A 19848-nucleotide genomic window follows, 5' to 3' on the forward strand; every position below is an offset into this window, starting at 1 on the left:
ATTATCTGCAACATGCTGCCTGGCGTGGTAAGTGCGCTTGCTTGTTTTTACAGCGAATGCAGTAGAGCTGATAGTAAACCCACTGCAGGCGAAATAAACCGATCTGCACATTTTTGTACACTTTTGCGTTTGAACCTGGCGCCGCTAAAACGCACTCTACCGACAAGAAAGCGATCACAACCCGGAGTGTGTGGGGCGATGAAAATGACATTTATCCAACTGGCTGCCGCGTTGATCTTGGCAGGCAAAGCTTATGCCGCCAATCTGCCGGCCCTGACAGACACTTGCCTGGGCTGCCATCAGAGTACAGTCAGTGTGGCCACCGGCGCACCGCTGCTGGCAGGACAACAGGCGTTTTATCTGCAAAAGCAGTTACAGCAATTTCAAAGCGGCCAGCGTGGTGCCAATGCAACAGACGTCAGGGGTCAGCAAATGGCGGCGATGGCCGCGATGCTAAGCGCGGCTGATATTCAGGCTCTGGCGCGCTATTTCAGCCAGCAGCAGGCCGACACCCCGGCTGTTGCTGCCGATGCTGCACTGCTGGATCAGGGCCGGCGCATGTACATAGGCAGCTGCGGCGCCTGCCACGGCGCCAAAGCGCAAGGCAATATGGCGTTTAATGCCCCGGCGCTCAGCATGCTAAACGCGGATTACATAGCACTGCAGCTGCAACATTTTAAAACCGGCTTGCGTGGCAAAGACAAGACCGATAAACCGGGGCGGCAAATGGCGCTGATCAGCCGCAGCCTGAGCGAACAGGATATGCAGGCGGTGGCTGCTTATATCGGGGCAGGCATGCCATGATGCTGCATGGTTTATTACTGGCTGCCAGCCTGAGCGCTACAGACGGCTTTAACCTGAGCCAGAGCTGTCCGCCCAGCTTTGAGTTGACAGCCGATAACCAGTGCAAACTGGTTACCCGGTACGATTTATACGACTCACTGCAAAACAAAGGTGTTGGCGGCACCCAAACGGCTTTGCCGCCCCGGCGCGATGGTTTTAGCCCGCAGCAAATCGATTTAGGCCGCTATTTATTTTTTGATCCATTGCTGTCGGGTAATCATCAGCAGGCCTGTGCCAGCTGCCATCAGCCGGCGCGTGGTTTTGCCGATGGCAAGGCGCTCAGCGCCGGTGTCAACGGGGCTTTGGGTACGCGCAGTGCACCCGGTTTATGGAATGTCGGCTTTTTACGCCGGTTGTTTTGGGATGCCAGTGCCGGCTCATTGGAAGAGCAGGCGCTGATCCCGATGCAGGCTGAACATGAAATGGCCAACACGCCGGCGCAATTGCTGGCCGATTTGCAGGCCAATGCCCATTATCCGGCGCTGTTTCGTCAGGCTTTTAACACTGAACGCATAGCGCTGCCGCAGGTAGCAACGGCGTTGGCGGCGTTTCAAAGCTCGCTGGTGTCACTAAACAGCCGTTATGACCACTATGCCCATGGCTACCATCAGGCACTGAACGAGCAGGAAATTAAAGGCATGAATGTGTTCCGCTCTTTTGTTGCCCGCTGTGCTGAGTGCCATACCCCGCCGTTGTTTACCAATCAGCAGATTGCGGTGATTGGCACACCCGAGCCGGACGGCATGCCGTTTGACGCCGGTGCCGGTGCCAAACCGGGGTGGGAAAAATTACGCGGTGGTTTTAAGGTACCAACGCTGCGCAATATCGCGCTGACTGCGCCCTATATGCATTCCGGCCGTTTTGCCAGCCTGGAACAGGCAACTGAATTTTACAGCAAGGGCCGCGGCCATGCGGTGCCAGCGGGTGAAGATTTACTGCTGCACTGGCATATCTGGGAGCCAAAACTGACGGCGGAAGAAGTGCAGCAAATAACCGCCTTTCTCGGCAGTCTGACCGATCAAAGCCTGCTGCCGCAAACGCCACAGCGTTTACCGTCTGGCTTGGCATTACCGAAAGAAATAACAACCAACACGCACACTTCAGGAGCGACAGAATGAAAAAAACTACCATAGCGCTGGTGTTGCTACTGCCGGTCGCCTTTTTTTCCGGCCGGTATTTTAGTAACACGGCCATGCAGGCGCCAAGTCTGACCGCAGATGTTAGCTTTAGCGGCGGTGTAGCAGCTTCAGGCAATGCAAAAAAATCGGTGATTGACCACGGTGAAGTAGGCCAGGTACATCAGGTGAAGCCCGGCCAGCTGATTATGGATGCGGTAAAAGCCGCTAAGCCCGGCGACGTGATCCAGGTGTTTCCCGGCGATTACATTGAAACCGTGTATATCGATAAAGACAATATTCGGTTAAGCGGCGTGATCATAGACGGTAAAAGGCCGCGTTTATTTGGCGAAGAGCGGTTAAACGACGCTATTTTATATTCCGGCAATAATATCCTGATCGAGAACTTCCTGATCACCAAATACAAAGGCAACGGCATTATGGGCCAGGCCGGCAATAACTTTGAGATTCGTAACAATATTATTGAAGATACCGGTGTGTACGGCATTTTTCCACAGCTGGGTGAAAATGGTCTGGTCGAGCACAACATTATTTCCGGCATTGAAGATGCAGCGATTTATGTCGGCATGAGCGACCATATTCATGTCGCCAATAACGAAGTATTCGACAGTGTCGCCGGCATTGAAATTGAAAACAGTCGCCATGCGGTGGTCGAGAACAACTTTGTGCACAATAACACCGGCGGCATTCTGGCCTTTGTTACACCTGGCCTGCCGATTAAAGACACCGTCGATGTAATTATCCGCAATAACTGGATCAGCAATAACAATACCGCCAATTTTGGTGCGCCCGGTTCAATGGTAGCGGGCATTCCGGCCGGTACCGGCATACTGATAATGGCGGCCGATGAGGTGATCATTGAAGACAACCTTATTATCGGCAATAAAACCGCCGGTATCATTATTACTGACCACCAGAATGCGCCGAATACCACGCTGGACCCGGAGTCTGATCCGACGCCGGACAAGGTAATGATTTTAAATAACCTGATGTACAACAATGGCTACGACACCATCGCCGAAGCCAAAGTACTGATGGCCACTGAGTTTAAGCAGGGACAGCCGGATATTATCCGCGTGGGTAACAGCAATAACAGCTGTATTAATAACCCGCAGCAATATATCACTGTCGGCGTAAGTAAATGGCCGGCCTGCAGCTTTACCAATACCGACAGCGTGGTTAACTATCTGCTGGAAGAGCCCGCTGCACCGCGCACTGTGGCAGCGGATGAAAAGGGTAAATATGTCTATCTGGGTGTATGTACCGGCTGCCATGCCTATACCGGCCGTTTAGTGGGCCCGCCGGTGCAGGTGCTCCAAAGCTTGTATATGGATGAGCCGCAAGCGCTGGCCGACTACATTCTTAACCCGGTGAAAAAGCGTGACGACTATCCGCCTATGCCGAAACAGGATTATCTGGACGCTGAGACCCGCTTAGCCGTGGCCGAATATATGCTGACCGTTAGTAACTAAGCGGGGCAGAACATGCAGGGCAGCAGCTGCGGCTAACAGCTGCAGCCCTTTAGCAAGAGGCCGGAGTGGCAGCCAGCTTGTTACTGTTCGATGGCTTCCCGGCGCTGCCGTTCATACTCTTCATAGCTCTGGTCCATGCCCTGCATGCACTTGTCATACTCAGCAGCAGGTCCGCGCATGCATTGTTGCTGCTTGTTCAGTTGCAGATTTTGATATGCAGCTTTATTGCTGCAGCCGCTAACACACAATAGCAGGCAGAGAATTAAAGTGGATTTCATCGTAGCTCCGGTAAATGCAAATGCCAATAGTTTAGCTGAAGTATAACCATGCCTTAAGATTTAGCTCTGTAGTAAGCCACCAACGCATTGGCGTGGCTAAGGGTAGTAAATAATGCCAGCACAAAATATGCAACCATATGGTTGCATATTTTGTGCTGCTGTGCTTTTATTAAACCGCAGTGAAGATAAACTCAACTACGGAGCAACTTATGCAAAACATTATTCAACGCGAACTGACTATCAACGCCACAGCAGAGCGTATATACAACGCCATCGCTACGCCAGAGCTGGTGGTAAAGTGGTTTCCCGATACAGTAACAGGCGACTACCGCCAGGGCGCGCAAGCGGTTTTTAGTTTTGGTACAGAACATCAAAGCAGTGTCTATATCGAAGCGGCCAACCCCTGCAACTATTTTGCCTATCGTTGGGTACCGGGCGGCAATAACTTCACCGGAGACGTGTTAACCGTGCCTAACACCCTGGTTGAGTTTCGTATTGCCGAACTTGAGCCGGGCCGCTGCAAGGTTAGCTTAACCGAAACCGGCTTTGCCGGGTTGCCGCCGGAAATTGCCGCAAGCAGCTTTAATGAAAACAGCGGCGGCTGGGACTTTATGCTGGGCCGGCTGCAGCAATATTTCAGTGCGGAGGCCAAATGAGCCAGGTCGCTGTAGCACAGTTGTTTAAAGCGTTGGGTGACCCGGTGCGGTTGCAAATAGTGCAGCGGCTGTCACATGGCGCTGCACTGTGTATGGGCGAGCTGTCTAAAGATCTTGGCATTTCCCGCCAGGGCGCCCGTAAGCAAATTCAGGCGCTGGTGTCGGCTAAAGTAGTACAGCTGCACCCGGTGGGGCGCGAAGTGAAAGTGCAACTGGATGCTGCCGCGCTGGCGCAGGGGCGGGCTTTTATCGCCAGTCTGGAAGCGCAGTGGGATCAACGCTTACAAGCACTAAAGCAATTTACCGAGCAATAAACGGTTTTGCACGGCAGAGCAGGGCATACGGCTTGATACCGCAAAGCCCTGCCTCTCAGACACGGTTTATGGATACTCCGCCATCGACCAGCATCGCAGAGCCAGTAGTGAAACTGGAAGCATCGGATGCCAGGTATAATGCGGACTGCGCAATTTCATCTGGTGTTGCCATGCGTTTGAGGGCGTGCAGATTATGTACAAAGGCAAGGGCTTCCGGCGTATTGGCAAACTCACGACCCGCCGGCGTGTCCGTACCACCTGGCAAAAGGGCATTAACGCGGATATTCTGCGGCCCATGCTCAGATGCCAACACCTGAGTTAGCCCTATCAGGCCGGCTTTACTGGCTGCGTAGGCGGCCATACCCGGCATACCCGCGGTATAACCGACGAAAGTAGAGGTGAAAATTAACGAACCGCCGTTTCGGGCCGCCATAGCGGGCAGTTGGTACTTTGCGCCCAAAAACGCGCTGGTTAAGTTGGTGGCAATAACCTGGTCCCAGTCCTTTTGCGACATATCCGGCACCGGCCCCATAGCACCGAGGATAGCCGCATTGTTAAAAGCGATATCCAGTCCGCCAAAGTGGTTTACCGCCATATCTACCAAGGCTTTGGCAAAAGCTTCCCCGGCCACATCACCCGCCAGCGCCAGTGCCTGGCCACCTTCCGCTTGAATTGAGTCCACAAGATGGTCAAGCTCTTTCTGTCGCCTTGCCGCCACCACTACGGCAGCACCTTCTCTGGCAAAAAGCTTTGCGGTGGCGTAGCCAATCCCGGTGCTGGCGCCGGTAACAATAGCCACTTTGTTGGCAAGTACAGTCATCAATCATTCCTCCTGGTTCTGTTCGCTATAAAAGGGCAGATGCCCGAACAGTTGCCATGTTAAGAGGCTAAACAATTCCTGCCGATCCGGATCTTGCGGTACTGCAATTGCGCTATAACAGCGCCGGCCCGCTACTCTGGCTGGGTTGCGTATTGCCGAAGGTGAACCCGGCAGTTATCAGTGCGCAGCAGGTTGATTAATGATGTCCACCACGGTATTGGCTGAGCGCACGGCTGACTCTAACAGCGGTACGCCGGCATAAGCCCAGGCGCCACAAAAGAACACTTTGCGGCCGGGCTGGTGGTGCCATTGATTAAGGGCGCTTAGCACCCGGGCGGTGCCGGGGGCAACCACAGCACGTTGCAGCGGTATCCTGGCCAGTACGGTATCGGGGGCCGGCTCAAACAGCGGGTTCCAGGTTTGAAAAACCGGCGTGTTGTTAAGGGAAGGTTCTAGCTGATTAACCCAAACGGTAAACATGGGTTTATCCAATGCCTGGTCCATCTGGAAATTCAGTGCGCTCCAGTCGCGTTTGTATAACGGCATAAAGCGCGCATCGGTATGCAGCCATAGTTCGCCTGAAGCAAAGCCGATATTCGCCAGCATGTCGCGTTCGGCAGCAAATTGCCCGGCATGCAAAAAGCCCAGCTGATTCGCCTGAGTGGCGACTATTACCCGGTCAAATACGCCGGTTTCGCCGCGCTTGTTAAGCACTGTTACTGCCTGGTTGTTTTGCTCTACCAGTGCTACAGCGCTGCCGCTGCAGAAACGCAACTCTTTAGTCAGCCCTTGTACTAACGCAGGGGTGCCGCCGCTCAGACGACAAAATGTCGCGCCGTGCAAAATGTTGTCCAGCAGCGACAGTAACTGTAGCGCCGGCCAGTTTAGCAGGTGTGTTTCGTCGCAGGTGCAAATGGTGGTAAGGATTGGCAGTACCAGCCCGCGCCAGAATAACGGGTCAAAGTGTTGCTGTGCCAGCAATTCGCCCAGCGTGGCGTCGTTGCCCTGATGTTGCAGCCTGCGGGTCAGCTGCCGCAGTTGCCGGATACCCAAACCGATACGCAGCGTGCGGCTGTTCAGGTAACGCCAGGAACCAACAAAAGGCCAGCCCAGCAGCGGCACTTCGCCACTGCGAAACCAGGTGTGACGATTAGTCCAGCTGCAGGAGCTGAAAGTGCGCACATCAAAGGTGCTAACGCCAACCTCTTGCGCCAGCTGCAGCACGCCGGGCCAACTATCCTGACTCATCACGCGCAGTGGCATATCGACCAGACCACCTGCTACCGTCAGCGTGTGGGCGTCCATACCATGCTGCTCAAGGGCTTCAAATACAGTGACATCATGGCCGGCGCAACGCGCCCTGTAGGCTGCTGCTAACCCGGCCATGCCGCTGCCGATCACTGCAATTGAATAAGCCATGCTGCGTTCTCTCCTGGTTGATTAAGCCGGCGCCTGGCGGCCAAAAATAAGCAATCAATTTGCTCTGACTGTTTGCTCTTCCTTCCAGCGATTGCCGCTAACAAAAGTGGACAGATCATTGCTTCTTACTCCCTGTTGGCGCAGCACCTTAAGAGCTTTGCCGGCCACCAATTGGCGTAAATAGAATGGCTGATGCACCACAAAATGATGGATAGTATGGGTACTGCCAAAGTTACAACAAAATAGCTGCAGCGGCATAAAATACCAGCGATCCAAAATTTGGGTCTGCTGCAGCAAGTTATCTACGTTGCCGTAATAATGCATATGGGAAGTAATAAAATTTAAACAGGCCGAGCGAATTACGTTGGGGGCGATCAGCACTACCACTGCGAAATCAATGCCTTGCATCAGCCATACTAAGCTGTCTGGATAAGCTCCGCCGTTAATCCCACCGAAGAGGGCATCATAGGCGTGGAATAACAAAAACAGATACCAACAAAGAAAATACAGGCTAGCCAGCGGAAAGCTTGCTTGCAGCAGCTTTTTCACTGAAAAGTTGTCTACTTCGCGGCGCAAAATAGCGCGACGTATATACAGACCCGATAAACCGTCAAACATCACAATAAAACGACTAAAGCCATAGGCAATGCCATTGCCTACCAGACGTTCTTCCACATCATTGGTAGTGCCGGAGACTTTGTGATGTAACAGATGCATATCGCGCCTGTACCAGGGGTTAACTGTGTTAGGGCGCATCAACCAGGTTAGCAGCATCATGCCATGGTAGATAATTGGCGTGTTACGAAAATACTGACGATGGATCAGATCATGTTCAACTTCATGCGACAGCGATGCACACAGGGCGGCCACAATTATGCAGGCCCAGGCCGGGATCAACTGCAGGTAATATAAACCAGCGGCAGTTAGCATCCCCGTTAGTGCAAACAGTAATATACCCAGCCCAAGCCAGTCCTGGTAGCGCAGGATGGGGTAGCGTTCGCGCCAATATTGTTCTTCGGCACGAATAGCCTGAATGATGTAGCGGATGCGTTGCTGCGGCGATAGCTCATCTGATGTTTTATTTACTGACATAGTTGTCGCCTTTTTCCTGCTCAGTACTGCTTGATCTCTGTGCATGGAATGCCCCCCAGTCTCTCATCTGCATCAATAAGGGGGTCAGCGTTTTGCCATATTCTGTCAGCGAATACTCAACATGAGGAGGAACAACTTCAAACACTTGCCGCGCAACAACGCCGTCATCGACCAGTTCTTTTAGCTGCATGGTCAACATTCGCTGCGTAATGCCATTAATCATGCGTTTTAAGGCGTTGAATCTGCATTTGTCGTTTTCTAACAGATTAAACAAGATAATCGGCTTCCATCTGCCACCGATCACCTTGAGAGTCGTCGTTACTGAGCAGCCAAATGGTTCATCGTAGTTCATATCGGCGTTATTCTTAGTGGTATACAAATTGATACTACATTACAAAATTGTGCGTACTTATGCAAAGGGAACTTTCGATGTAGACTGCAGAAAATTCAAATTCGGAGATAAAAAATGCAAGCTGTAGTGATCGAACAATTTGGCACGGCAAGCGTGATGAAGCTGGTAGAGCAACCGACACCTACCCCTGCAGATGATGAAGTGCTGGTAAGGGTAAAAGCGGCATCGGTGAACCCTGTTGATATACAAACCAGAAGGGGAGACTACAAAAGTATTGTTGCCTTACCGGCAAGGCTGGGCGTTGATTGTGCCGGCATCATTGAGCAAGTTGGCAAAGATGTGCATGATCTGCAGGTTGGCGATGAGGTGTTTTATGTGCCCAGATTACTGGAAAATGAGGGCAGCTATGCAACACACCATGTTGAGAAAGCCGCTATAGTCGCCAAAAAACCTGCCACCCTTTCTTTTGAGCAAGCGGCTACATTGCCTTTAGCCGCAGGCACTGCATGGGAGTGTTTAGTTGAGCGGGGCCGCCTGAAAAAAGGCGACAAAGTGCTTATCCATGGCGGCGCGGGTGGTGTTGGTGTGTATGCTATTCAGATTGCGAAGTTTTTTGGCGCGCATGTGGTAACTACATCCGGTCTGCATAACAAAGATTTTGTCGAAATGCTTGGGGCTGATGTTAATTACGACTATCGCAATGAGTCGTTGTACGAACAACTGCAGCAGGACTACAGCTCTGGTTTTGACATTGTCTTAGATACTGTTGGGCAAAAGACAATAGAAAACAGTCTTTCGTTGTTGGCAACCTCAGGGCGGTTAGTGTCTATTGTCGATATGGCTGTGCCGCAAAATCTGATTGCCGGCTGGTTAGCCAATGCAGAGATCCATTTTGTGTTTACAACCCAATCAGCGAAAAGGCTTACTGAAATAGCAAAAGTAGTTGATGCCGGTGGTATTAAGCCAATCGTCGAGCGGGTGATGAAGTTAACTGACATAGTGGCAGCGCATAAGCTAATCGAAACCGGAAACCGAAAAGGTAAGATTGCAATCTCGGTAGACTAGCGACTGGTTAGCGCCAAAGAAAGCTTACTGGCGCAGTATTTTCGCCAGCGCTTTACCTTTGGCCAACTCATCTATCAGTTTGTCCAGATAGCGTATTTTTTGCATTAGCGGGTTGGCAACATCTTCAACCCGCACACCGCAAACTACGCCTTTAATCAGCCCACAGTTCGGGTGCATCGCAGGGGCTTGAGCGAAGAAGCTGGCAAAGTCATGCTGTTGGTCAATTTGCTGCTGTAGCTCAGTTTGGCTGTAACCGGTAAGCCAGCAGATAATCTGATCCACTTCATTCTTAGTGCGGTTTTTACGCTCAGCTTTTTGCACATACAGCGGATAAACTTTAGCAAAAGGCATGCTGAAAATGCGATGCTCTGTCATTGAAGTTGTCCCTCTAAGGCAGTTGCAACTGACGCTCGCTGCGCCAGACACGGATCAGGCTGATACGGTCTGCTTCGCGCAGGTACACCACACGAAACGGCGGCAGAATAATTTCACGGATATTAGCCTGGTTAAACTCCGGCACCATCCGGCCGGAATCAGGCTGCGCTGTCAGGCGCCGGGTAGCTGCCATAATGTCGGTAACAAAACGCTGACCAATATGCGGCACGCCTTGCTCCAGATACCAGGCTTTTATTGCCAACAGGTCAGACAGCGCGGACTGAGCAAGCTCTAATCGCACTCAGCCGATCCCCAGCAGCTGTTTAGCCTGTTCGGCAGTTACCGTATTGCCATCACGAATATCTGCCAGGCCGGTTGCAATGGCTTTAACAAAGCGCAGCTCTTCAGCGGTGTTCTCGTAATCTTCCAGCGCTTGAACCACAGCAACGCCCCGGCCACGGCTGGTTAATAATACCGGCCGGTGGGTAGTGTTGGTTTGAGTAACTACTTTGCCCGGGTTTATTTTTAAATCCGATAACGGCACTACATCTTCAGAGAATTTGGTTTGCATGCTCAGCTCCTGCTGTTAACAGTAGCTATTAATAGCACCTGTTAAAAGGTGCCGTCAACTGATGGCAGTGCCAGGCACGAAAGTATGGTGCGGTTGTCACAGGTTACTTTTTATCGATTGCTATATTCCCGTCCAGGTAGCAAACTGCTTTAGTCAACCCACCACTAAACTCAAACATAAAAGGACAGGATTATGACTCTGCATATTGACCTTATTCCGGTACTCTCCATCGTTGCCGGCATTCTGATACTGATCCGGCCCAAAATCTTAAACTATGTTGTGGCTATTTATCTGATCGCCGTAGGCGTGATCCAGATTTTTGGTTTGCAAATCTAACCCTAACAGTCAGGCGTTGTGCGGCAAATCCATTGCCGCAATATTTTACCGATACCGAATTTTCGCCTGTGTGTCGTTAATTAGCTACGACCCCTTTTTCCCGGTGTGTCGATAATTAGCTACGACCCCTTTTTCCAACGATTTCATCCATGCGCGAAACGAAGCGACTGTTTGCTGTCCAGTTGAGCGCCTTGTTAGCTGAAAAATGATTCAGGGTATGCATCACGTTCAGCGTAATGTATTAAACAATGGCAGGCTTGCTCGATATTTGGTTGCTTGCCACCATGATTTGAAGCCCACCCCTCAAGAACCTCTAGAGCTACGAAAACCTCTAGGAAATAGGACTTGCCAGGGCATCTTGTTTTTGCGACTTCGCTAGTTTTCATTTTAAGTTCTTCGTCGGTCATTTCTATGACCACAGCTTCAGACTTGGGGTGATAAGAACCATCAATTTTTTGTACGAATATGGTTCCCTCATCATCGAAATTATCTAAGGCTTGTATGACTTCGAAGAGCTTCATAATTTCCTTTTGCAGCTAACGCCCGCAACAAACGCGACGTAGCGAGTCGAGGCCGATAGGCCGGTTTGGTTGCGTTTGTTATGCTCCATTACATTGGACCAAGATCTTTCAACAACTCTTTTACCATGCCGTTAAATTGAGAACTTCCTATGCTGCCCTCTACGAAATGCTCTGCAGCCTCTACTAGCATACGCAAATTTATGATGCCACCAACACGTCGTTCTAGATCAGTTCTTAGCCGCTGATCGTGACCAGGAAGAAAATCACCACCAGCTGTGGTTCCGCCACAATTACATGCACATTCCATAGCTAGTTCCTCTTTCTTTCCCTAGTGCATAACGCCCAAATTTAGCGCGGAAAGCCGCGCAGCGGGTTGACGTCGCAGCCAGCGCTTTTTGCTGGCGATAAAATTTGCTTGTTAGGAGACGGCACGACTCATGTAGCAAATTTTGTCATCTTCACTTGTTAAAACAAACCCTTGCCGCTTATACAAATGAATGGCAGGGCTATTTTTAAACACTCTAAGTTTCAAAATGTGAGAACAGTGATTTTTAGCCAAACGTTCCGCCTCAGCAAGAGCAATTGAGCCAATCCCTCGGTTCTGATAACTCTGATCCACTTGCAAATCACGTACCCAGCACTCTTCAGTGTCGAAAGATAATCTAATGACACCAACAAGCTTTTCTTCAAACAAAATATCAAAGTTCACAAGCTCTTGTGTCATTTGCTCAATCTGAGCTTCATCCCAATCTACAGAGTATTGTTCGTAATATGGGCGCATATTCGTCAAAGTAAAGTTTGCTGCTTTTGCTAAGTCCTTAGCTGGTCTAAATGTAACCATCGTTCTAGTTTCCTAACGCCGCCAGCACGCGCGGCTTTGTAGTGAAGGCGTAGCCGCAACGGAAAAGCCGTCGCCGTGCCTAGCCTTGTTATGTGGCTGCCGCATTTCGAAGCTCCTTGGCTACCAGTCCCTTCTTAGAGTCTGCTTCTGCTAAGATCGCAGCATCCTGTAGCGATACCCTTGCCCCGAACCAGTCAACAGCAGCGGCGACCACTGCCGATGCCTCTTCTACCGGAAGACGAACCCGAACATGACACTTGTTCTCCGTGGGGGATGCTTCGTCGCCATAAGCGCGGAAATAGACCCCCAAATTTATGTAGAACGTGCCTGCACCCCATTGTGATTTTTGAACGTTGAAGACGGCAATGCTCTCACCTTGGTCTTTTCGCCAAGTGGAATTGCTCTTCTTGAAGCCACTCTGCTTCAATAGCGGGCCTATATCTTGAATGAACAAATCAGCGTCCATCTCTCACCACATAACGCCCGCCACAAACGCGAGCAACTTGTTGCGAGTCGAGCGCCCAACGGGCGCGTTTTTGATGGCGATTGTTAGGCATTTGCAACACCTGAACTTTTTGCTGCTTGCTTGCCCAAGGCAACACCAAACAAAAGCGCAATAAACATACTGACATAATCAATTTGCCAGCCGCCCAAAAGAACCTCGCCAGCAAGAAAAAACAGAATACATGATGCAATTAAAGAACTGAGCAAAACAACTATAAGTGCATGTATAAAAGCAAATTTTTTCTGGTTCTTCACTAGAAAATAAATGATCGTTGCTTCAACAACCATAGAAAGGAAAATAAAGCTCCAGTAAATTGAGCTCGGAATCATTTCACCAGCTGAATCATAGCGCCCAATAACATACCCCAATGGCACTCCCGAAGCAGTCGAACAGATAAAGTAAACCACTGTGTATTTAGCAATTCGTGCCCAGTTCACGTAACGTCCTTTTAAATGCCTAACGCCCGCCACAAACGCGAGCAACGTGTTGCGAGTCGAGCGCCCAAAGGGCGCGTCTTTGATGGCGTTTGTTATACAACTTTACGCCCCTGGGTTGAACGCCATGCAACGAACGAAACTGTAGCGCCAACTAGTATTGAAGCCAAAGTTAAAAACACATAGTAACTATTAAACTCATTACTGAGAGCGTAAAACGAATAGCTAAAAACACACCCTAGCAAACCGCCAACAGACGCCCCAACTGCAATATAAATTTGTAATGATTTAACCATTCTGGCTCTCAGGAACAAAAGTGCAGGCAACAAAACCACTGGCACTAATATAAGCGGCATTACCATAACAAGTAATAAAAAAGGAACGTAACCCACCGCTAAACCCTTTAAGTTGTATAACAATATTATTAGAAGGCAAAATCCCTGCTTTCCACTGCGGGTTTCACCCTTCTATCCTGATTTCACACCCTGCTAAACTAGCCAACATTTGTCGCTAAATCAACAACATCTTGTACCGTGCTTAATATGTGTCTGGGTGAAAGCGGGGTTTAAGCTTGCGATTGACTTATTAACAAAAGTATTGCTGCTTTACAGTAGGTTATACAGTGTTTACTTGCGGTATTGCGGCTAAAAAATGACAGAGCTTTGAGAAACCACAGCGGCTGGCACCGCTGTGGGTGTTTAAAACTAACGAATATCCAGCACCAAAGTGCCCCGTGCTGGTACGGTGAGTTGTTTATCCAGCTTAATGCTGTTGCCGGTAATTACCTCGGTTGCGGTTTTACCTTGTTGCAGTACTTCATTAAATCGGGCTAAATCCAGCGTTACCGGCTGGTGTTGTTTATTCATTACCACCATCACGGTTTGCTTGTCGTTGTAACGGAAATAGGTATAAGTGCCTCTGTCCGGGGCATAGTGCATCAGCTTGCCGCTGTGAATGGCGCTGGCTGTTTTGCGCCAGTTCAGCAGAGTTTTTACCAGCTGCTGTGCGCTTTTCTGCGAGCTGTTTAGGCCTTTGCCGGTAAAGGCATTAACCTTATCGCCGGCCCAGCCGCCGGGGAAGTCGGCGCGTACTTTGCCGTCATCGCGCACTTTGGGGCTGGTCATAGCGATTTCAGTGCCGTAAAACATTTGCGGTATACCGCGCATGGTAAGCAGGTAGCTTATTGCCATGCGGTATAAAGCCATATCTTCGTTAAGCAGGGAAAAAATCCGTGCGGTGTCGTGGTTGCCTTCAAAGGTGACCAGGTTAAACGGCTCGGCGTAGATATGGTCGTTGCTGAGCATCTCGTACAAGCCAATCCAGCCGCCATTCCAGCTTTCATCGTCGGTCAATGCTTTTAACATGGCGTCATAGAGCGGAAAATCCAGCATCGCCGGTGTGTGCGATACATAACCATCTTTGTTTTGCTTACCACGTTGCCAGTACGACACGATAAGCGGATTCGGGCTCCACTCTTCGCCAACAATATTAAAATCCGGGTACTCCAGCATCAGGCGCCGTGCCCATTCGCTTAAAAACTGCTTGTCGGCGTAGCTGTAGGTATCTTCGCGGATGCCGGCCAAATTGGCGTACTCTACCCACCAGATACTGTTTTGGATCAGGTAAGTCGCCAATAGCGGATGGCGCTGGTTTAAATCCGGCATAGTGTCGACAAACCAGCCGTCGGTAAACTGCGCGCTATCAACGATGCTGGCGTACGGGTCTTGCACCGTGCTGCGGTTATGGTTAGTGCCAACAAAGGCCGTACCGGTTAAAAAACTTTGGCTGTTCAGCCAGTTGCTATCCGGCAGATCTTTTAGCCACCAGTGTTGATAGCCAATATGGTTCAGAATAATATCCTGAATCACTTTAATGCCCTTGCTGTTGGCGGCAGCAACAAAATCGCGGTATTGGCTGTTAGTGCCAAAGCGCGCATCGATGTTGTACAAATCGGTCGCGGCATAGCCGTGGTAGGAATAGGCGCTTTGGTTATTCTCGGTCAGTGGTGTTGGCCAAATGGTGGTAAAACCTATATCGGCGATGTAGGGCAGGGCGTTTTGCATACCGGCTAAATCGCCACCGTGGCGGCCGTTGTCGTCATTGCGGTTGGCTTTGTCCGGCATACCGGGCATATTGTCATTGGCCGGGTTGCCATTAGCAAAACGGTCTGGCGTCAGCAGGTAAATCACATCAGCCGGGTTAAAACCCCGGCGTTTGGCGGAGTTGGCGCGGCGCTGTAACAGCGGGTAACTGTGGCTAAGCAGCGTTTCGCCGTTCAGGCTAAACTGCAGTGCGATATCACCCGGCTGTACATCAGCGGCCAGGCTGAGGTTAACAAACAGATAGTTTGGGTTAGCGGTGCGTTCCACGCCGGTTACGCTGACGCCGTCGTAATTAAGCGCCGGAGTTAATTTGGCAATATCTTTGCCATATACCAGCAATTGCAGCTGTGGATGCTGCATACCGGCCCACCAGTTGGCGGGTTCTAACCGTGTTATTTGATAACGGTCTGGCTGAAAACTTTGTGCCATGGCATGGCTGCTTAGCAGGCAGCCGGCGGCGCTAAGCGCCAGTAAGGTTTTAGCGTACATAGGTTACTCTGCCTTAAAACGAATGGCGGCGCCGCCACTGCCGGCCAGCGGCAGGGTTAAACTGTCGTTAGCGGTTACGCTTTGCTGCTCGATAATCATCTGGTATGGCTTGGTGCGCCAGTCGGCGTCTTTGCCATCGCGGTAAATTTGTGCGCTAAAACGCTTACCGGCCGGCAAAAAGTCCAGTTTTACCGTTACAGTGCGTGCCTGTTCATCAGTCAGTGCGCCTAAGTACCAGTCGTTGCTGTGTTTATCCTTGCGGGCAAACACAACAAAATCGCCGACTTCACCTTGCAGCGCTGTGCTTTGTGCCCAGTCGGTGGGGACGTCTTTAATAAACTGAAAGGCTTTGGGGTGGGCGTCGTAATGTTCGGGTAAGTCGGCCACCATCTGAATGGGGCTATACAACACCACATACAGCGCCAGCTCTTTAGCCAGTGTTGATTGCACGCGGTTTTCCGCGTCTAAACCCTTATAGGCGAGGTTAAAGATGCCGGGTGTGTAGTCCATCGGGCCGGATAACATGCGGGTAAAGGGCAGCATAGCAGTATGCTCCGGCGGGTTGGGCGGCGAGCCCCAGGCGTTATATTCCTGGCCACGGGCGCCTTCGCGGCTAATCCAGTTCGGATAAGTACGGCGCAGGCCGGTATCTTTAATTGGCTCATGGGTATTAATGCTGATTTGCCGCTTGGCCGCTTCTTTCACCGAATGCAGATAGTGGTTTACCATCAGCTGGCCGTCGTGCCACTCTTTGCGCTCTATGCCGTTTTCATCAATGCGCGTGGCCTGGCCGCCATCGGCGACATAGCCGGTTTTAATCTGGCTGACACCATGCTTGGCGTAAAGGTCATAGGCGTCGGCCATTTGCGCTTCGTAGTTGCTGATATGGCCGGAGGTTTCATGGTGGCCAACTAATTTAACGCCTTTTGCTGCACCATAAGCGGTAACTGCAGCCAAATCAAAGTCGGGGTAGGGCGTGGTAAAGTTAAACACCGCGCCATTTAAAAACCACTCACCGTCCCAGCCGGTATTCCAGCCTTCTACCAACACGCCATCAAAGCCATTGGCGGCAGCAAAGTCGATATATTGTTTTGCATTTGCCGTGGTCGCACCGTGCTTAGGCCCGCTGCCCCAACTTTGCGTTTCCAGGTGCATGCCCCACCAGATACCGGCGTATTTGCCCGGCTTTACCCAGGATACATCACCGAGTTTATTCGGCTCGTTTAAATTTAAGATTAAATCAGAATTGAGCAAACCCACCGCGCTGCCGGCAATTTGTACCGTGCGCCATGGCGTGGTAAAGCTGCCGTTGGTTTTAACCCGAATGCCGTCTGACCAGGGCGTTAACTCGCTTTTTAACACGCCGTCACGCTGCTGATCCAGCACCATAGCTGCAAAATCGACCAGCGCAGCTTCATGAATACTCAGGTGTACGCCGCCTGGCAGCTTAACGGTAAAGGGTGTATGGGCGCGGTCGACCTCGTTTAGCGCTGTAGTGCGGTACAGCATTTCATAGCGGTTCCAGCTGCGGCCCGGTATCCACCAGGCAGTAGTCTGTTTGCTGTCGCTGATGCGAAACTCGGTCAGCTCGTCAATAATATCCAGCGTAGCCACGCCTTGTTGCGGCACTTCGTAGCGAAAGCCGAGGCCGTCGTTAAACAGTTTAAAGCGCAGCGTAAAGGGTGCTTTGCGCTGCGGGTGCTGTAGCGTTACGGCCAGTTCGTTGTGCTGATCAACGACGGTTGCGCGCTCGCCCCACGGCTGCTGCCAGCTCTGGTTTACGCTGTTACGGCTATGGTTGCTGATTTTATAGCCGCTGCCAATGGCCGGCAGCTGCAGAAAACGAAAGCCCAGCGCGGAGGGCGCTATCACCGGCTGGCCGTTAAATTGCACCTGATAGGTCAGCGCCGTGTCGTCCAGCGTCAGCACTATATTGCCATCGGGGGAGCTGACGTTCAGGCTGGCGGCAGACAGCGGTAATGCGCATAAAACTAAGCAAGCAGGCAATAACAGCTGGTAACGACGCAGGTTGAAGATAAACATAAACGGTTCCGCTGACTTTTCTGGTGCTCTAACCCTAGAGCATTGCACCACGATGCAGCAAGGCAGATACCCGAAATGCATACGTATTCAGCTACAGCCCGGACCAGTGCCGGCGGCTGTCAGCCTTGCAAGCCAGCAATTTGCTGCTGCAAAAAGCGCTGCTCCGGTGCTTGTTTGCACAGGCTTAGCGCCTGCTGGTAGGCCTGTAGGGCCTCTGTTTTCAGGCCAAGCTGGCGCAGTAAGTCGGCTTTGGCTGCATACAGCAGATGATACTGGCTAAGCTCACCTTGTTGTTCCAACTCGCTAATCAGCGTCAGGCCGGCGGCCGGGCCGTCGCGCATCGCTATGGCCACGGCGCGGTTGAGCGCCACAACCGGCGACGGGTCGGCCTGCTGCAGCAAATTGTACAAGCCGCTGATTTCATGCCAGTCGGTGTCTGCTGCCGTTGCCGCTTCACTGTGGATGGCAGCGATGGCAGCTTGTAAGGTATAAGGGCCGATACGCCGGGTACGCAGCGCCCATTGCACTAACTCACTGCCTTCGCGTATGTCATGCTGTTGCCATAAGCTGCGGTCTTGCTGCGGCAGCAATACCAGCTCGCCCTGCGCTGAGATGCGGGCGGCGCGGCGGGCATGTTGCAGCAGCATTAACGCCAGCAAGCCGGCAGTTTCGGCATCGGGCAGCAGTTGCAGCATTAAGCGGCCAAGCCGTATCGCTTCGTCACTTAAGCTGATATCCAGCAACTGCTCGCCTATCGATGCCGAATAACCTTCATTAAACAGCAGATAGATCACTTGCAGCACGTTATCCAGCCGCTGTGGCAGCTCAGCCGGCAGCGGTACTTCATACGGAATGCGCGCATCGCGGATTTTGCCTTTAGCACGCACGATGCGCTGCGCGACGGTAGTAGGGCTGGTTAAAAAGGCACGGGCAATTTGCTCGGTGGTAAGGCCGCATACTTCGCGTAGCGTTAGTGCCAGCTGTGCATCGGCGGCTAACCCGGGGTGACAGCAGGTAAAGATTAACCGCAGCTGGTCATCACTTATCGGTTCAGCGTCCGGCGTTTCTTCTGCGCTCAGCTGTGCCAGTATTTCATCCGGCAATTGGGTTAAACGCGCAGTTTTTCGCAGCTGATCTATGGCTTTAAAACGCCCGGCCGACACCAGCCAGGCGCTGGGGTTGGCGGGTATGCCATCCCTTGGCCATTGCTGCAGTGCGGCATGAAAGGCCTCGTGCAGCGCTTCCTCGGCTAAGTCAAAATCGCCCAGCAGGCGGATCAGCGTCGCCAGTACCTTGCGCGACTCCTGCCGGTATAGCTTGCTCAGCCTGGCCCGGATCTGGCCACTTTGAGCGGGGTTAACCGGCATACGCGGTTACAGCTCCAACTGGCGCACCGGCCGCACTTCTACCGAGCCGACCCGCGCTGCCGGTATACCGGCGGCAATTTGGATCGCTTCGTTTAAGTCGTGCGCTTCTACCAGATAAAAGCCGGCCAGTTGCTCTTTGGTTTCTGCGAAGGGGCCATCGGTAATGCTGACTTTACCACTCCGCACCCGAATGGTGGTGGCGGTGCTGACGCTCTGCAAAGCTTCGGCGGCCAGCATGCGGCCACTGCCCTGTATCTTTTCAGCATAGGCATTGCACTCGCTGTCATGCGGGCTGTCGGGCAGGCTATGCAGGCTGTTTTCGTCGCTGTACACCAGACACAGATATTTCATCGTTGTGCTCCTTAAGGCGCTAAGTTTGACAGAATAGCACCGCTTTCCATATCAAATGGCATCGAGTAGTGCTCGTGTACTATTTTCCAGCCATCGCTGCCATGTTGCCAGCACTGGGTGGCGCGCATCCAGCAGCTTTGCATTTCGCCTTTGTCATTGGTGCCGCCGCAGTGGGTCAGGCTGTGGCTAAACGCCAGTTGTTCGTTAGCCTGCACTTTTAGCTGATGCACTTCAAACATAGATTCGCCACTGCAAAATTCCATGCAGCGTTGCCAATGCTCGCGGTAGTCGGCTTTGCCTTTAAATTGCAACTGCGCTATTGCATCAAAGGCAATAATGTCGTCATGGTACAGCGTCATAATTTTGCTAACGTCTTTGCGGCGCAATGCGTTAGCCCAACCCGCAAGCAGATCGGTAATTTGTTGTACTTGTTGGCTGTGATTCATGTTGTAGCTCCTGTTTTACC

Annotated in this window: 25 protein-coding genes; 7 read left to right on the forward strand and 18 right to left on the reverse strand. The window is 51.6% G+C overall.

The window, feature by feature from the left end; translation table 11 throughout:
- Positions 1-198 precede the first annotated feature (198 nt).
- From ACTZWV_RS01550 to ACTZWV_RS01560, 3 genes are read left to right on the forward strand one after another with little or no spacing between them, the layout of a single operon-like run.
- Entirely contained in the window at positions 199-804 is a 606-nt protein-coding gene (locus tag ACTZWV_RS01550; protein ID WP_444784849.1) for a c-type cytochrome, read from the forward strand.
- Positions 801-1961, forward strand: a complete 1161-nt coding sequence (locus ACTZWV_RS01555) for a cytochrome-c peroxidase (protein ID WP_444784850.1) — start codon at positions 801-803, stop codon at positions 1959-1961. Before ACTZWV_RS01550 ends, ACTZWV_RS01555 begins: the two co-directional genes overlap by 4 nt.
- Complete coding sequence (locus ACTZWV_RS01560) at positions 1958-3451, forward strand: parallel beta-helix domain-containing protein (RefSeq protein WP_444784851.1); 1494 nt, start codon at positions 1958-1960, stop codon at positions 3449-3451. Before ACTZWV_RS01555 ends, ACTZWV_RS01560 begins: the two co-directional genes overlap by 4 nt.
- A gap of 80 nt (positions 3452-3531) precedes the next feature.
- Here ACTZWV_RS01560 and ACTZWV_RS01565 read toward each other — a convergent pair whose 3' ends face one another.
- Positions 3532-3729, reverse strand: coding sequence for a hypothetical protein (locus ACTZWV_RS01565; RefSeq protein ID WP_444784852.1), 198 nt, complete (start codon positions 3727-3729; stop codon positions 3532-3534).
- 209 nt (positions 3730-3938) lie between these two features.
- Here ACTZWV_RS01565 and ACTZWV_RS01570 point away from each other — a divergent pair, with 209 nt between their 5' ends.
- Together ACTZWV_RS01570 and ACTZWV_RS01575 are read left to right on the forward strand one after the other, a co-directional pair.
- Positions 3939-4385: an SRPBCC domain-containing protein gene (locus ACTZWV_RS01570; protein WP_444784853.1), complete on the forward strand. Its 447-nt coding sequence runs from the start codon at positions 3939-3941 to the stop codon at positions 4383-4385.
- Positions 4382-4699: an ArsR/SmtB family transcription factor gene (locus tag ACTZWV_RS01575; RefSeq protein WP_444784854.1), complete on the forward strand. Its 318-nt coding sequence runs from the start codon at positions 4382-4384 to the stop codon at positions 4697-4699. Before ACTZWV_RS01570 ends, ACTZWV_RS01575 begins: the two co-directional genes overlap by 4 nt.
- 55 nt (positions 4700-4754) lie before the next feature.
- Here the strand turns inward: ACTZWV_RS01575 and ACTZWV_RS01580 are convergent, their stop codons facing one another.
- The 4 genes from ACTZWV_RS01580 to ACTZWV_RS01595 all read right to left on the reverse strand — a co-directional run bounded on the left by ACTZWV_RS01580 (position 4755) and on the right by ACTZWV_RS01595 (position 8382).
- Positions 4755-5519: an SDR family oxidoreductase gene (locus tag ACTZWV_RS01580; RefSeq protein WP_444784855.1), complete on the reverse strand. Its 765-nt coding sequence runs from the start codon at positions 5517-5519 to the stop codon at positions 4755-4757.
- A gap of 177 nt (positions 5520-5696) precedes the next feature.
- Entirely contained in the window at positions 5697-6938 is a 1242-nt protein-coding gene (locus ACTZWV_RS01585; RefSeq protein WP_444784856.1) for an FAD-dependent oxidoreductase, read from the reverse strand.
- A gap of 54 nt (positions 6939-6992) precedes the next feature.
- Positions 6993-8030, reverse strand: coding sequence for a fatty acid desaturase (locus tag ACTZWV_RS01590; protein ID WP_444784857.1), 1038 nt, complete (start codon positions 8028-8030; stop codon positions 6993-6995).
- Positions 8017-8382, reverse strand: coding sequence for a winged helix-turn-helix transcriptional regulator (locus ACTZWV_RS01595; RefSeq protein ID WP_444784858.1), 366 nt, complete (start codon positions 8380-8382; stop codon positions 8017-8019). The genes ACTZWV_RS01590 and ACTZWV_RS01595 overlap by 14 nt, the downstream gene beginning before the upstream one ends.
- A gap of 114 nt (positions 8383-8496) precedes the next feature.
- Between ACTZWV_RS01595 and ACTZWV_RS01600 the strand changes: the two genes are divergently transcribed.
- Entirely contained in the window at positions 8497-9447 is a 951-nt protein-coding gene (locus ACTZWV_RS01600) for a zinc-binding dehydrogenase (protein WP_444784859.1), read from the forward strand.
- A gap of 24 nt (positions 9448-9471) precedes the next feature.
- Here the strand turns inward: ACTZWV_RS01600 and ACTZWV_RS01605 are convergent, their stop codons facing one another.
- The 3 genes from ACTZWV_RS01605 to ACTZWV_RS01615 are packed head-to-tail and all read right to left on the reverse strand — an operon-like array spanning position 9472 to position 10393.
- Positions 9472-9822 carry a DUF2200 domain-containing protein gene (locus ACTZWV_RS01605; protein ID WP_444784860.1) on the reverse strand — a complete coding sequence of 117 codons (351 nt, stop codon included), beginning with the start codon at positions 9820-9822 and terminating at the stop codon, positions 9472-9474.
- A 13-nt stretch (positions 9823-9835) separates the two neighbouring features.
- Positions 9836-10123: a type II toxin-antitoxin system RelE/ParE family toxin gene (locus ACTZWV_RS01610; RefSeq protein ID WP_444784861.1), complete on the reverse strand. Its 288-nt coding sequence runs from the start codon at positions 10121-10123 to the stop codon at positions 9836-9838.
- Positions 10124-10393, reverse strand: coding sequence for a type II toxin-antitoxin system Phd/YefM family antitoxin (locus ACTZWV_RS01615; protein ID WP_444784862.1), 270 nt, complete (start codon positions 10391-10393; stop codon positions 10124-10126). It lies immediately after the preceding gene.
- Positions 10394-10585: 192 nt separating this feature from the next.
- Between ACTZWV_RS01615 and ACTZWV_RS01620 the strand changes: the two genes are divergently transcribed.
- Positions 10586-10729 carry a DUF3096 domain-containing protein gene (locus tag ACTZWV_RS01620; protein ID WP_173499862.1) on the forward strand — a complete coding sequence of 48 codons (144 nt, stop codon included), beginning with the start codon at positions 10586-10588 and terminating at the stop codon, positions 10727-10729.
- A gap of 194 nt (positions 10730-10923) precedes the next feature.
- On the opposite strand, the gene ACTZWV_RS01625 is transcribed toward ACTZWV_RS01620, so the two are convergent.
- From ACTZWV_RS01625 to ACTZWV_RS01670, 10 genes are all read right to left on the reverse strand, one after another.
- Complete coding sequence (locus ACTZWV_RS01625) at positions 10924-11250, reverse strand: hypothetical protein (protein ID WP_444784863.1); 327 nt, start codon at positions 11248-11250, stop codon at positions 10924-10926.
- A gap of 88 nt (positions 11251-11338) precedes the next feature.
- Positions 11339-11557 (reverse strand): hypothetical protein, encoded by a 219-nt coding sequence (locus tag ACTZWV_RS01630; protein WP_444784864.1) that lies wholly within the window; start codon positions 11555-11557, stop codon positions 11339-11341.
- A 111-nt stretch (positions 11558-11668) separates the two neighbouring features.
- The gene (locus tag ACTZWV_RS01635; protein ID WP_306139408.1) at positions 11669-12091 is read right to left on the reverse strand and encodes a GNAT family N-acetyltransferase; all 423 of its coding nucleotides are present in this window, start codon (positions 12089-12091) and stop codon (positions 11669-11671) included.
- An 88-nt stretch (positions 12092-12179) separates the two neighbouring features.
- Positions 12180-12557 carry a DUF4304 domain-containing protein gene (locus ACTZWV_RS01640; protein ID WP_444784865.1) on the reverse strand — a complete coding sequence of 126 codons (378 nt, stop codon included), beginning with the start codon at positions 12555-12557 and terminating at the stop codon, positions 12180-12182.
- Between the two features lie 83 nt (positions 12558-12640).
- Complete coding sequence (locus ACTZWV_RS01645; protein WP_444784866.1) at positions 12641-13033, reverse strand: hypothetical protein; 393 nt, start codon at positions 13031-13033, stop codon at positions 12641-12643.
- Between the two features lie 701 nt (positions 13034-13734).
- Positions 13735-15621, reverse strand: coding sequence for a glycoside hydrolase family 13 protein (locus tag ACTZWV_RS01650; RefSeq protein ID WP_444784867.1), 1887 nt, complete (start codon positions 15619-15621; stop codon positions 13735-13737).
- 3 nt (positions 15622-15624) lie between these two features.
- Positions 15625-17664 carry a glycoside hydrolase family 97 protein gene (locus tag ACTZWV_RS01655; RefSeq protein ID WP_444784868.1) on the reverse strand — a complete coding sequence of 680 codons (2040 nt, stop codon included), beginning with the start codon at positions 17662-17664 and terminating at the stop codon, positions 15625-15627.
- Between the two features lie 119 nt (positions 17665-17783).
- The gene (locus ACTZWV_RS01660) at positions 17784-19031 is read right to left on the reverse strand and encodes an RNA polymerase sigma factor (RefSeq protein ID WP_444784869.1); all 1248 of its coding nucleotides are present in this window, start codon (positions 19029-19031) and stop codon (positions 17784-17786) included.
- 6 nt (positions 19032-19037) lie between these two features.
- Positions 19038-19382, reverse strand: coding sequence for a YciI family protein (locus tag ACTZWV_RS01665; protein ID WP_444784870.1), 345 nt, complete (start codon positions 19380-19382; stop codon positions 19038-19040).
- 11 nt (positions 19383-19393) lie between these two features.
- Positions 19394-19828, reverse strand: a complete 435-nt coding sequence (locus ACTZWV_RS01670) for a YybH family protein (RefSeq protein WP_444784871.1) — start codon at positions 19826-19828, stop codon at positions 19394-19396.
- Positions 19829-19848 lie beyond the last annotated feature (20 nt).

It is taken from the genome of Rheinheimera sp. NSM (genome assembly GCF_052380015.1).
Classification (GTDB): domain Bacteria; phylum Pseudomonadota; class Gammaproteobacteria; order Enterobacterales; family Alteromonadaceae; genus Alishewanella.